Origin of the sequence: Acidovorax sp. 59, from assembly GCF_002754175.1 — a bacterium.
In the GTDB taxonomy this organism is placed as follows: Bacteria; Pseudomonadota; Gammaproteobacteria; order Burkholderiales; family Burkholderiaceae_C; genus Acidovorax; species Acidovorax delafieldii.
Window position 1 is genome coordinate 1592288 of sequence record NZ_PEET01000001.1, and the last position, 12368, is coordinate 1604655.

The following is a 12368-nucleotide window of genomic DNA, read 5'->3' on the forward strand; positions in this document are numbered from 1 at the left end:
ACGGGCTGTCTGGCTACGGAACGCATGGGGCCGTCGCCAACACGGTCCCCGCGCGGTGGCAGTCACATCGACATTGTGAGACCGGCTTTTCATCCATGAACTTTCAGCAACTGCGCTCTGTGCGCGAAACCGTGCGGCGGGGCTTCAACCTGACCGAAGTGGCACACATCCTGCACACCTCGCAGCCCGGGGTGAGCCGCCAGATCCGCGAGCTGGAGGAAGAGCTGGGCGTGGAGATTTTTGTGCGGGCGGGCAAGCGCCTCACGGGCCTGACCCCGCCTGGCGAAGTGCTGTTGCCGACGGTGGAGCGCCTGCTGCTGGAGGCCGACAACCTCAGGCGTGCCGGCCAGGACTTCAGCGACAGCGCGCAGGGGCGCCTGTCGGTGGCGGCCACGCACTCGCAGGCGCGTTATGCGCTGCCCCAGGTGGTGCGCGACTTTCGGGCGTTGTTCCCGCAGGTGTCGCTGCACCTGCACCAGGGCTCGCCCCGCCAGGTGGCAGAGATGCTGTTGTCCGGCGAGGCCGACATCGGCGTGGCCACCGAGGCGCTGGCCGGCTACGACGCCCTGGTCACCCTGCCGTGCTACCGCTGGACGCACAGCATCGTGGTGCCCCCGGGCCACCGCCTGCTCGATCTGCCCGGCCCCGTAACGCTGGAGCAGCTGGCGCAATACCCCATCATCACCTACGAGCTGGGCTACACCGGCCGTGCGCACATCGACGAGGCCTTTGCGCGCGAAGGCATTGCGCCCGACATCGTGCTCACCGCCATGGACGCTGACGTGATCAAGACCTATGTGGAGCTGGACATGGGCGTGGGCATCGTCGCGTCCATCGCGGTCGATGAAGAGCGCGACCGCCACCTGCGGCTCATCGACGCGGGCCATCTGTTCGAGGTCAACCTCACCCGGCTAGGTCTGCGGCGAGGTGCCTGGCTGCGCGGGTATGCCTACCGGTTCATTGAAAGCTTTGTGCCGACGCTCACGCGCGAAGCGGTCGAAAAAGCGGTGCAGCAAGGCGGCGATGGCGTGCTGGATGACGCCGACGGGCGCAGGCTGGAATGACGCCGGCGACGCCGTCGGTTTCTTGTTCTCCTCAGGCCCGCCCCCGGACATCCCCCGTTCAGGGCAATGACTTCACGCCCTCAAACGCCGCGTTCAGCGCCGCCTCGGCGGCCAGCAGGCGCTGCCGGGCTTCACCCGACCAGGCGCGGTCCTTGGCCAGCGTGTCCTTGGCAGCGGCCACCATGCGCGCGACCTCCTGGGGCTGGGGGCCGCCTGTGCCGGTGCGGGTCTGCACCATCTCGGCGGGGGACAGGGCGCGGCGGAATTCCTTCTCCGTGAGCGGCAGGCGCTGGTCCTTGGTGTCGTACTTTTTGCCCGCTTCGCGGTAGATGCGCACGGCTTCGGCGTACGGAAAGTCCTTGGGCCGGATGTTGCGTTCCTTGGCATACACCACCACGTCCGACGCAAAGTGGTGGCCCACCCGGAACGGAATGGCATGGGTGCGCTGCAGGGTTTCGGCCAGCTCCATCGACGTGGTCCATTCGGATTCCAGTTCGTCCAGCGCGCGGGCCGGGTCGATGCGCAGCGAGTCCAGCACATCGGCCAACTGCTGCAGCATCTCCACGCCCTGGACAAAAGTCTTGGCGCTACCGGGGCTCCAGGTGTTCTTGTAGTCGATCATGCCGGGCGTGACGTTATGGGCGCGCCACAGCGATGCCTGGGCCGACGCCACCACATCGCTGGCCTTGGCGCGGGTGTTCTGGATGATGCCCGGGTTCGCCTTTTGCGGCATGGCGCTGCTGGTGTACGTCTTGCCGCTGGCCAGCAGCAGCCATGGCCGAGTCTGGTGGTACTGAGTGTGCACATCCTGCATGAAAGCGCCCACGCGGATGGCGGTGGAGCTGGCGATGGACGTGGCCTCGATCGGGATGTCGTACGTGCTGATCTGTCCGGCATCCAGCGAGTTGACGATGAGGCCGTCAAACCCCAGCAGTTGCGCCAGGCGCTCCCGGTTGATGCCCCAGCTGGAGTTGGCCAGCACCGCCGTGCCCATGGGGCTGAGGTTGATGCGGGCATAGGCTTCGCGGATGCGTGCCGAGTCGCGGGCGAACGAATCGGCAAACGCCATGAGGTAGTGCCCATAGCTGATGGGCATGGCCTGCACGCCATTGGTGTAGGCGGGCACATAGGTGGCGGTGTGCGCCTGTGCGATGGTGATGAGCCGTGCGCGCACCTGGTCCAGCGCATCGGCAAAGTCCAGCATCTCGAGCCGCAACTGCGCGGCGTTCAGGGTGGAGTGGATGTCCTGGCGACTGCGCCCGGTGTGGATCAGCGTGGCCTCGGGGCCCACGGCGTCCGTGATGATCTTCTCGACCTGCAGCACATCGGTGGGGCGCTTGCCGCCCGGGGCCGTCGCCTGCGTGATCGACAACTCCACGCCCCTCGCAATGCGGCCCGCCTGGGCTTTGGGGATGATGCCTTGCTCCACGTTGACCACGGTCGATGCCATGTTGATGCGGCCAAACCAGTAGAAGGTGTCCTGCGACTTGGACAAGGCGCTGGTGGCGTCCCCCTTGACCAGCCCCTGGATCTTGGCGACCTGTGCCTGGCATTCGGCGGTGGTCTTGCAGGCGGTGTCCAGGGTGTCTGCGGCCTGTGCCTGGCCCATGGCCAGGAGGGCGCCCACGACCGGAGCGAGCAGGAAGTGGGTGGGGCGCAAGGTGATCGTGCGCAGGGGCTGGCGCTGAGGTGATGGCATGGTGGTTTGTCTCCTGAGATCTCTCGCATTCAGCGGCGGGCTGGTGCGGGAATAAGATTCGTTAATTGAATGCATCTGGCGTGGGTTTGCCCCTTGCCAGCGCGCGATCGTTCCATAGCAGGCTCCGCAAGGCCAATGCTTCTTTTTCAAGTGAATTCAATTTTTGAATAAGCCATGCCGGATTTGACGCCTTCCGTCCTGTTCAACCGCATCCTGGGGCGGGTGCGCCTCAAGCACCTGCAGCTGGCCATTGCGATCGCCGACCTGCAAAGCCTGCACCGGGCGGCTTCTTCCATTGGCCTGAGCCAGCCCGCCGCGACCCATGCGCTGGTCGAGCTGGAAAGCTCTCTGGGAGGCCCTCTGTTCGAGCGGCACTCCAAGGGCATGCGCTTGACCCGCCTGGGAGAGGCGGTCCTGCCGCTGTTGCGCGCATCGCTGGTTCCGCTCCAGGCCGCCGCTGGCAATGCTGCGCTGATGCAGCAGGGCGCAGCGTCCGCGCTGATCCGCATTGGCAGCATTGCGGCGGGCATCAACGGCCTGCTCACGGTGGCCATCCCGACCTACGTTGCCGCACACCCGGATGCGGCCATCGATGTCCACGAGGTCACGATCGACAATTTGCTGGAGAGCATCCATGAGGGGACGCTGGACCTGGCCATCTGCCGCGAACCGACCCCGCTGCCGCAAGGGTTCGCGTTTTGCGCCGCGCTGCAGGATGGGTTTGTGGTGGCCTGTCGCCCGGAGCATCCTCTGACCCGGCAGGCCACCGTCACCGCCGCAGAGCTGCTGGCGCAGCGCTGGCTGGCCCCACCCCTGACCGGGCTGGGACCCCAGCAGGTGGAGAGCCTCTTCGATGAACTGGGTGGTGTGCCTGAGCTGTGCCGCGTGTCGAGCCGTTCGACCGAGATTGCATACGCCATGCTGGCCGACAGCGACATGCTGATGTGCGCGCCCGCCAGCCTGCTGCGGCCGCTGGTTCAGCGTGGGGAGCTGGCGGTGTTGCCGTGGAAGTCACAGGCGGTAGGGCCGTTGGGCGTTTTGGTCAAGGCAGATGTGCTGGCGCACCAGAGCCACCCGTGTCACAGCTTCATCGAGTATGTGCTGGCCGTTGGGGCAGGGCTGGGTCGCTGACCGCCATCAGCCAAGCGCTGCGACGGCGCTCCCAGCGTTTTGTCAGCCGCCCTGGTCGCCTGCATCGCCCTGAGCAGGGCCCAGCGCTTGTATCAGCATTTCCACCAGCGCGCGCAGCCGGGGCACCCGGCGCAGGTCCCGGTGGTAACCCAGCCACACATCGCGCCCTGGCGGCGCTGGGGCGACCTCCACCCTTTGCAGGCCGGGGTGCGAATCACCCAACGGGCAAGGCAATACGGCCAGGCCCGCTCCCGATGCGCAGGCCACGGCCTGCACGTGCCGGTTGTTGCTGCGAAACGCGATGCGCGCCGCAGGAAAGGCCTCGCGCAGCCAGGCCGCGTCCGGCATCTCGCTGAAGCCCAGGTCCATGGTGATGAGGCGAACGTCCGCATCGTCCGTGGGCATGTCTGCGCCCCGCTGCATGTACAGCGCGTAGGGCACATGCATCAGCCGCCGCTGTATGACGTCGGGCTCGTCAAAAGGAACGATGCGCGCCACCAGGTCCGCCTCGCGGCGCGCCAGGCTGAAGAGGCGCGCATCGGTCAGGAGTTCGATGCTGACGCGGGGGTGGTGGTTGGTGAACGCGGCGCACAGCGGCGCCAGCACATGCAGTCCAAACCAGTCAGAGGTCGATACCCGCAGCGCGCCTTCCAGCTGTTGGTCTGCGCCGTCCAGTTGGCGGGAGAACGACAGCGCCTGCGCTTCCATGCCCTCGGCGTGGCGCAGCACGGCGGCTCCTTCATCGGTCAAGACGAAGCCCTCGGAGGTCCGCTGGAACAGGGTGTGGCCCAGAGAAAGCTCCAGCGCCTTCAGCCTGCGGCCCATGGTGGGCTGGCTTTGTTTGAGGGCGCGGCCTGCCGCACCCAGCGTGCCGTGCCGGGCAATGGCCAAGAACACCTGTACGTCATCCCAGTTCATCGGCTGCATCATACAAAAGTGAATGACAAGGTTTCAATCTTGTGGCTTTTCATTCAAAAGCGAAAGGTGAAAACTGGCGGCACTGTTCAACCCCGCGAAGGAAAACGCCATGTCCACCTCTCCCGTCCCCACCATGCAGGCCCTGGTGCTCGCATCCCCCCACGGCGCACTGACCCCCACCTTGCTGCCCCGGCCCCAGCCCGCGGCGGGCCAAGTGCTGGTCCGCATCCACGCCAGCGGCGTGAACCCGCTGGACACCAAGATCCGCGCGGGCGCCGCCGAGCACGCCCAGCAGCCGCTGCCCGCCGTCTTGGGCATGGACCTCGCCGGCGTGGTGGAGGCGGTGGGGCAGGGCGTCTCTCGCTTCCAGGTGGGGGATGTGGTGTATGGCTTTACCGGCGGCATTGGCGGGCTGCAAGGCAGCCTGGCGCAATACGCGGCGGTGGATGCCCGGCTGTTGGCCCACAAGCCAGGTCGGCTGACCATGCGCCAGGCAGCGGCCTTGCCGCTGGTCTTCATCACCGCCTGGGAAGGACTGGTGGACCGTGCCAACGTGCGCAGCGGGCACAAGGTGCTGGTGCATGGCGGCGCCGGGGGCGTGGGCCATGTGGCGGTGCAGCTGGCCCGCGCGCGGGGTGCCGAAGTGTTCGCCACGGGCACGGCGGCGCAGGCCGGTTACATCCGGTCCCTGGGCGCCACGCCGATTGACCATGAAACGACTTCGGTCGAGGCCTATGTCCACGCGTTCACCGACGGCCAGGGCTTCGATATCGTTTACGACACCGTGGGTGGGCCAGTGCTGGATGCGTCGTTTGTGGCGGTCCGCCGCTACTCGGGCCACGTGGTGACTTCGCTGGGCTGGGGCACCCACAAGCTGGCGCCGCTGTCGTTCCGGGGTGCTACTTTCTCTGGGGTGTTCACGCTGCTTCCCATCCTCACGGGGGAGTTCCGTGAACACCACGGCGAGATCATGGAGCAGGCCACCTTGCTCGCGGAAGCGGGGCAACTAGAGCCATTGCTCGACCCGACCAGCTTCACGCTGGACACGGCCGAAGCGGCGCACGCCCTGGTCGCCAGCGGCCGCGCCCGTGGCAAGGTGGTGGTGAGCGTGCTGCCATGAGCCAGCCGGGTCAACCTTTGGCAGCAAGCGCCAGCGGGCCAGCCAGCAGGGACGACGCAGCAGGCCTGCGGCATGGTGCGATGGCCCCCACGCACGAGCACCTGCGCCACGTGGCGGATGCGCTGATCGCGGCCACCAACGCATTTGCAGTGGAGCGGGTGCTCGGCCTTTTTGCGCACGATGCCGTGATCGACGACCCCTCCACGGGCCACCGTTTTGATGGCCATGCTGGAATACGCCGCTATGTCGAACAGTACTTCGTCCGCTACCAGACGGTGACCCGGTTCCTGTCGATGCAACGCCTGGGGCCGCAGCGCGCGATGGTGCGGGTGGACTTCACCGGGGATTTTGGTCACGAGATCGGCAACCTCGATATCACCCTGAACGCCCAGGGCCTGATCGCCCGGCTGGATGCCGACCTGGAATGAGCGGTGTGAATGGCTTGGCTGCGCGACGGCCCTCAGGGCTGGCGTGCGGCACCAGGCTGTACAAGGCCTCGCGGGGCTGTGTGGATGCGGGATTTGATCAAAAACAGCCTGAGGCGCTAGTGAATCATGCGGTAATTGCTATCAAAAAGAGAGCTAATTGATCCGACTCAACGCGGCAAGCACCCCGCAAACCCCCTGGGCCCTGCTGCTGAAACATCCGCCAGCGCCACGGCCTCCAGCCGGTCGTTCTGCCCCGGTATCTTGGTCAGCCGCTGGCCGTTCTGCCAGCGCCACTGGGTGCCGTCAAAACTGTAGATGAAGGTGTGCGTGCGGTTGGACAGCAGGTGTGCGGGGGTGAGGGTGATGGCCTGGGCAGCGGCTTGCGTCGGTGCATGGGCCTGGGCCTCGTTGTCCTTGATGACGAGCTTGCCTACGTAGGGTGTCACGGTGGATTCGGTGCGAGTGACTTCGGGCTGGACCAGGGCGGGGCTGTAGCCGGTCAGGGTCCAGTCGCCCGCGGCGCCGGGCAGTACATGGGGTTGCCGTGCGGCCAGGAACTGGGTGCACGCGGTGGTGATGGCATCGAAGCTGGTGGTGGCGGGGCCGGTGGCTTCGGGCTTGCTGCAGCCTGCCAGGCCCACCACCATGGCGGCAGCGGCTGCCAGGTGGAGGGGGGCGCAGGAGCGGAGAGTGGGCTGGGTCATCAGGCGTGAGGCGGGGGGTCGTCGAGAAGTTCGGCCGCACGGCCAGGCGGCTGCGGGGCTGGCTGCATTGTGGGCGGCTGGTTGCGGTGGGTCTTGACGGACATCAAGGCGCGTGGGCTTTCACGGCAATGTGGTGGGCAGGGCCAGCGTGCCTTCGTCACCCCGGTACCAGCGCAGCAGAGCGCTGGGTGCGTGGAGCGGCGTGCCGTCCAGGGCTGCCAGCACGGCGGCGTTGAGTTCGTGGGCGCTGGCGGGCAAGGGCTGGTCGCGGTAGGCCAGGGCGGTACCTGCCATCAGCGCTTCGGCGTCCACCAGCAGGCGCAGGTTTTGCGGGATGGTGGGCGATTGCTCTGCACAGTGCGCAGCCGACAAGGAATGCGCCTTGCGGCAGGCGGCAGGGCGCACGCTGTAGATGGCACACCGATCATTGACGAGAAAGCTGCAGGGCTGGCGCGTGCTGCCCGCGCTTGCCGCCGCCACATGCTGCTGCAGGCGCAGCGTGGTTGTGGCCTGGTCCGCGTCGGGCAGCGTGTGCAGGTGCTGGGCGATGCGCAGCACCTCGGGCTCCGTCGCCTCCACGCGCAGGTGGCAGCAGTGCGCGCAGCCCGCCTGGCACGCTGGCTGTGGGCCGGTGGCGCGGGCTTGTTCTGCCACGGTATCCAGGCCCTTGTGCAGTTGGGCGATGAAATCGACAGCGGCCTGAGCAGCGGGCTTGGTGGCCTCTGCGGCCTGGGTGGCGGCAATGGCGTCGGTGCCATGGGCTGCTGCGCCCTGCATGGCGTGGGCCTGCACCGCCCGCAAGGCCCGCCCGGCTGCGCTGCGCACGCGGGCGATGGACTGCAGGAAGGCCGCTTGCTCTGCCTCGGTCAGTGCTGGGTTGGGCTGGCTGGTCATGGGGATGTGGGGAGCGTGCTGGAGGGGGCAGGCGCATTGGGTGCCAACGGCAGCCACACGCTGGCCGCCAAGCCTGAACCGTCCGCTGTGTCGTTGGCGGCCGTCAGCTCCAGCCGTCCTTCCATCAGCTGCACATACCGTGCCACGATGGCCAGGCCCAGCCCTGCACCCTGGCCCAGGCGCTGGCCCTGGTCGCCCTGCGCCCAGCGCTGTTGCAGCTGCTGCGCCAGCGCGGCGTCCACGCCGGGGCCGTTGTCGGTCACGCGCAGCACACCAAAGCCGGGCTCGGTGTGCAGCGCCACGGTGATACGGGGCGGCGTGCCGCGCCCGTAGCGCAGTGCGTTGTCCAGCAGGTTGTTCAGGATGCCTTCGACCAGCGCTGTGTTGCCCCGCACCACCACGGCCTGGTCTAGCCCCTCGGCGCCCAGGTCCACCCCCAGGGCATCGGCGCGTGGCAGGTAGCGCAACAGCACGTCGCGCACCAGCGTGTGCAAGGCCAAGGGCTGCAACGCCAGCGCGATGCCACCCTCGGCCGCACGGGCCAGGGCCAGCAGCTGGTCCACGGTGCGGCTGGCGCGCTGTTCGGCTTGGGCGATGCCCTCGATTTCGCTGCGCCAGACGGCCGGGTCGTTGTGGGCCAGCGCGTGGGCGGCCTGGGCGCGGATGCCTGCGAGCGGAGTGCGCAGCTCGTGCGCCACGTTGCCCGCAAATTCGCGCTGCGCATGCAGGCTTTGCTGCACCCGCGCCAGCAAGCCGTCCAGGGCCACGCCCAGGCGTTGCACGTCGCTGGTGCTTGCCTGTTGCGTCAGCGCGGGCGGCAGAGGTTGCAGGTCGGCAGCGTCGCGCTGGTCCATGGCGTCCTGCAGTGCCCCCAGCGGATGCAGGTCGCGCTCTATGCCGCGCAGCAGCCACGACCCCAGCACCACCAGCAGCCACAGCTGGGCCAGGCCCGAGTACACCAGCAGCCTGCGCAGCAGCTGCGTGCGCTCGGCGGTGGTCTGCGCCATGACGACGGTGAAAGAGGGCGGCCCCGCAATCTGCAAGGTGGCGCGCCGCAGCTCGCGCCCGTCTTGCGAAAGCTGCGAAAAGGCGTGGCTGCTGCCCGCCGCCACCACGCCCGGCGCCAAGTGGGGGTCGCCTGCGATGAAGCTGCCATCGGGCGCGTACACCGCAAACCATACGGTTTCGCTCTGGTCAAAACGCAGCAGACCCACCTCGCGCGGCGTGAGGTCCAGCCGCAAAGGGTCGCGCGCAGGATCTGTCGGCTGGCCGCCGCGCACATGGGCGGCCACGGCGTGTGCGTCATCGAGCAACGCACGGTCAAATGCCTCGGCCACAAAGTGGTTGCCCACGCCCAGCACCACCGTGCTGCCCAGCCCCCAGATCAGCACCAGTGACAGCAGCACGCGCCGGCCGATGCGCTGGCGCAGGTCGGGCGGCTGCTGGTGCAGCGGTGCGGGGCCGGGTTCAGGACTGGCCAACGTCATCCTCTAGCACGTAACCCAGCCCACGCAGCGTGCGGATCGCCGCGCCGCTGCCGGCAATCTTGCGCCGCAGGCGGGAGAACGAGGCCTCCAGCGCGTTTTCGCCCACCACCTCACTGCCGTCCGACAGGCGCGAGGACAAGTCGCCCTTGCTCAGCACACGGCCGGGCGGGGTCATCAGCTCCCACAGCAAATCGAACTCGCGCGCGGGCAGCTCCAGCGGTTGCCCGGCCACGCTGACGCGGCGCGCCTGGCGGTCCAGCACCAGCTGGCCCACGGTGACGATGTCGGCGGTGCCGCTGGCGCGCCGCAGCAGCGCGCGCAGGCGCGCTTCCACCTCTTTGAGTTCATAGGGCTTGCCCAGATAGTCGTCGGCGCCGGCGTCCAGCCCGGCAATGCGCTCCTCGGTGCTGTCGCGGGCACTGAGCACCAGCACGGGGGTGCGGTCGCCGCGCGCACGGGCGCTGCGCAGGGCGGTGAGGCCGCTGCCCAGGCCGCTGCGCGCGTGGGCAGCGTGGGGCAGGTTCAGGTCCAGCAGCACAGCGTCGAAAGCCTGTACGGCCCACCAGTGCTGGGCTTCTTCGACGGTATGGGCCAGCTCGACACGGTGGCCCGCGTTTTCGAGGCCCTGGGCCATGGTGCGGCTGAGCACCGGGTCGTCTTCCACCAGGAGGAGGCGCATGGGGGTCGGGGTTCTACGTGAAATTACGCATGGCCAAGATCAGCCTGCGATCAGGTTCGATGGAGATAGTCTGCCCGTCAGCATACCCCAGCCCTGCGCGCCGTTTGCACCGCCGGATGGGGTCGTCCAGCCTATCAGGAGACAACCTTTACATGATCAACCGCAATCTACTCAGAGGCTTTGCCCTCATGGCTTTGGCGCTGGGCTTTGGCCTGCCGTCCATGAGCTATTCGCTGGGGACGCTCGGCCGCGCAGGGCCGGGCATGTTCCCGTTCATCGTCAGCTGCATGCTGTTTGTGATCGGGGTCATCACCGTGGTGCGCGCGCGCCTGGTGGCGCCGGTGCCCATGGACTTCCAGGTGCGCAACATCGCCATCATTCTGGGCAGCCTGTGTGGCTTTGCGGCGCTGTCGCACTTTGTGAACATGATCGCGGGCATCGTGTTTCTGGTGTTCTGCTCGGGGTTTGCGGGTACGTCGTACTCGTGGAAGCGCAACCTGAAGATCGCTGCGGTGCTGGTCGGCATCGCGTTTGCATTCCAAAAGCTGCTGGGCGTGAGCCTGCCGCTGTACTGAGGTCGCCGCCATGGAAGTCTTGAACAACCTCGCGTTTGGCTTCAGCCACGCGCTGACGCTGCAGAACCTGATGTTCTGCGCCCTGGGCTGCACGGTGGGCACCCTGGTGGGCTTGCTGCCGGGCCTGGGCCCGCTGGCCACCATCAGCCTGCTGCTGCCGCTGACCTATTCCATCGACACCACCGGCGCACTCATCATGCTGGCCGGTATTTACTACGGTGCGCAATACGGCGACAGCGTGAGCGCCATCACCATGAAGATCCCGCATGCGAGCAGTATCGTGGCGTGTATCGACGGGTATGCGATGACGCTGAAAGGGAAAACGGGGCTGGCCCTGTTCACCGCCGGGTTCTCCAGCTTCATCGGGGGCACGGTGGCCATTGTGGTGCTGGCGTTCCTGGCGCCCAGCCTGGGCGAGGTGGCCTTTCTGTTCGGCCCTGCCGACTACTGCGCGCTGATGCTGGTGGGCTTTGTGTGCGTGAGCTTCGTGACCACGGGCAGCCTGCTCAATGGCCTGGCCATGTGCATGGTGGGCGTGCTGCTGGGCTCCATCGGTACCGACGTGAACAGCGGCCTGGCCCGCTTCACCTGGGACGCTCCGTTCCTGGCTGACGGCGTGGGCATTGTGAGCATTGCGCTGGGCTGCTTCGGCATTGCCGAGATCGCCAAGAACCTGGACTCGCGTGAAGAGCGCTCGCCCTTCAACGGCAAGATCAAGCTCATGCCCACCTGGCCCGAGTTCAAGCGCATCATCCCCAGCGCGCTGCGTGGCAGCGTTGTGGGCTCCATCCTGGGCATCCTGCCCGGCGGCGGCCCCGTGATCGCCCAGTTTGCGGCCTATGCGCTGGACAAGAAGGTCAGCAAGTACCGCCACGAAATCGGCACCGGCTGCATCGAAGGCGTGGCCGGCCAGGCTGCAGCGGACGAAGCGGCTGCACGCACCAGCTTCATCCCGCTGATGAGCATCGGTATCCCCGAGAACGCCGTGATGGCGCTGATGATGGCTGCGTTCATCATCAAGGGCATCCAGCCCGGCCCCAACATGATTGCCGGCCACCCCGAACTCTTCTGGGGTCTGGTCGCCAGCATGTGGATCGGCAACTGCTTCCTGCTGGTGCTCAACGTGCCGCTGGTGCGCTACTGGCTGTCGGTGTTCAAGATTCCGTACAACGTGTTGTTCCCTGCGATTCTGTTCTTCTGCTGCATTGGCACCTACAGCATCAACAACAACCTGGACGACGTCTTCATCACCGTGGCGTTTGGTGCGCTGGGCTACCTGTTCATGCGGCTGGAGATGGACCCCTCGCCGCTGATGCTGGGCTTCATCCTTGGCCCCATGCTCGAAGAGAACTTCCGCCGCTCCATGCTGCTGTCGCGCGGCAGCTTTGAGGTGTTCATCAACCGTCCCATCAGCGGCACGCTGATCAGCCTGATCGCCGCATTCGTCTTGTGGCAAACGGTGGCGTTTTTCCGCCAGCGTGGCAAGGCCAAGGAGCTGGTGGTGACGGAGCCCGTTGCATCCTGAAGATTGACTCTCTGTGTGCCGCTTTGGCGGCCTTTGCAAGGCCGGTCCCCAACAGGTGACCGGCCTTTTTTTTGTGGGTGAGAGGCTGAGAGTTTTTCGCCAGTGCCCGAAAGGTGCGCCATAACACCGCTGATCGAGGCGCAA

12 protein-coding genes are annotated in these 12368 nt (G+C 67.0%); 6 read left to right on the top strand and 6 right to left on the bottom strand.

The window, feature by feature from the left end; all coding sequences use genetic code 11:
- Positions 1-95: 95 nt before the first annotated feature.
- A complete protein-coding gene (locus CLU87_RS07185; RefSeq protein WP_099729988.1) occupies positions 96-1064 on the top strand; it encodes a CysB family HTH-type transcriptional regulator in 969 nt (322 codons plus the stop codon).
- Between the two features lie 58 nt (positions 1065-1122).
- On the opposite strand, the gene CLU87_RS07190 is transcribed toward CLU87_RS07185, so the two are convergent.
- Entirely contained in the window at positions 1123-2763 is a 1641-nt protein-coding gene (locus CLU87_RS07190; protein WP_099729989.1) for an argininosuccinate lyase, read from the bottom strand.
- Between the two features lie 174 nt (positions 2764-2937).
- Between CLU87_RS07190 and CLU87_RS07195 the strand changes: the two genes are divergently transcribed.
- Entirely contained in the window at positions 2938-3894 is a 957-nt protein-coding gene (locus CLU87_RS07195) for a LysR family transcriptional regulator (protein WP_099729990.1), read from the top strand.
- 42 nt (positions 3895-3936) lie between these two features.
- Here the strand turns inward: CLU87_RS07195 and CLU87_RS07200 are convergent, their stop codons facing one another.
- On the bottom strand, positions 3937-4812 hold the full coding sequence (locus CLU87_RS07200; protein ID WP_099732076.1) for a LysR family transcriptional regulator: 876 nt from the start codon (positions 4810-4812) through the stop codon (positions 3937-3939).
- 109 nt (positions 4813-4921) lie between these two features.
- Between CLU87_RS07200 and CLU87_RS07205 the strand changes: the two genes are divergently transcribed.
- Both CLU87_RS07205 and CLU87_RS07210 read left to right on the top strand, forming a co-directional pair.
- Complete coding sequence (locus CLU87_RS07205; RefSeq protein WP_099729991.1) at positions 4922-5932, top strand: zinc-dependent alcohol dehydrogenase family protein; 1011 nt, start codon at positions 4922-4924, stop codon at positions 5930-5932.
- An 80-nt stretch (positions 5933-6012) separates the two neighbouring features.
- Complete coding sequence (locus CLU87_RS07210; RefSeq protein WP_233193728.1) at positions 6013-6360, top strand: nuclear transport factor 2 family protein; 348 nt, start codon at positions 6013-6015, stop codon at positions 6358-6360.
- Positions 6361-6527: 167 nt separating this feature from the next.
- Here CLU87_RS07210 and CLU87_RS07215 read toward each other — a convergent pair whose 3' ends face one another.
- From CLU87_RS07215 to CLU87_RS07230, 4 genes are all read right to left on the bottom strand, one after another.
- Entirely contained in the window at positions 6528-7064 is a 537-nt protein-coding gene (locus CLU87_RS07215) for a hypothetical protein (RefSeq protein ID WP_099729992.1), read from the bottom strand.
- A 120-nt stretch (positions 7065-7184) separates the two neighbouring features.
- The gene (locus CLU87_RS07220) at positions 7185-7958 is read right to left on the bottom strand and encodes a YkgJ family cysteine cluster protein (protein ID WP_099729993.1); all 774 of its coding nucleotides are present in this window, start codon (positions 7956-7958) and stop codon (positions 7185-7187) included.
- Positions 7955-9445 carry a sensor histidine kinase gene (locus CLU87_RS07225; protein ID WP_099729994.1) on the bottom strand — a complete coding sequence of 497 codons (1491 nt, stop codon included), beginning with the start codon at positions 9443-9445 and terminating at the stop codon, positions 7955-7957. The genes CLU87_RS07220 and CLU87_RS07225 overlap by 4 nt, the downstream gene beginning before the upstream one ends.
- Positions 9426-10124, bottom strand: a complete 699-nt coding sequence (locus tag CLU87_RS07230) for a response regulator transcription factor (RefSeq protein WP_056067514.1) — start codon at positions 10122-10124, stop codon at positions 9426-9428. Before CLU87_RS07230 ends, CLU87_RS07225 begins: the two co-directional genes overlap by 20 nt.
- Positions 10125-10276: 152 nt before the next feature.
- Between CLU87_RS07230 and CLU87_RS07235 the strand changes: the two genes are divergently transcribed.
- Both CLU87_RS07235 and CLU87_RS07240 read left to right on the top strand, forming a co-directional pair.
- A complete protein-coding gene (locus CLU87_RS07235; RefSeq protein ID WP_056067517.1) occupies positions 10277-10699 on the top strand; it encodes a tripartite tricarboxylate transporter TctB family protein in 423 nt (140 codons plus the stop codon).
- 10 nt (positions 10700-10709) lie between these two features.
- Complete coding sequence (locus tag CLU87_RS07240) at positions 10710-12224, top strand: tripartite tricarboxylate transporter permease (protein WP_056744313.1); 1515 nt, start codon at positions 10710-10712, stop codon at positions 12222-12224.
- Positions 12225-12368 lie beyond the last annotated feature (144 nt).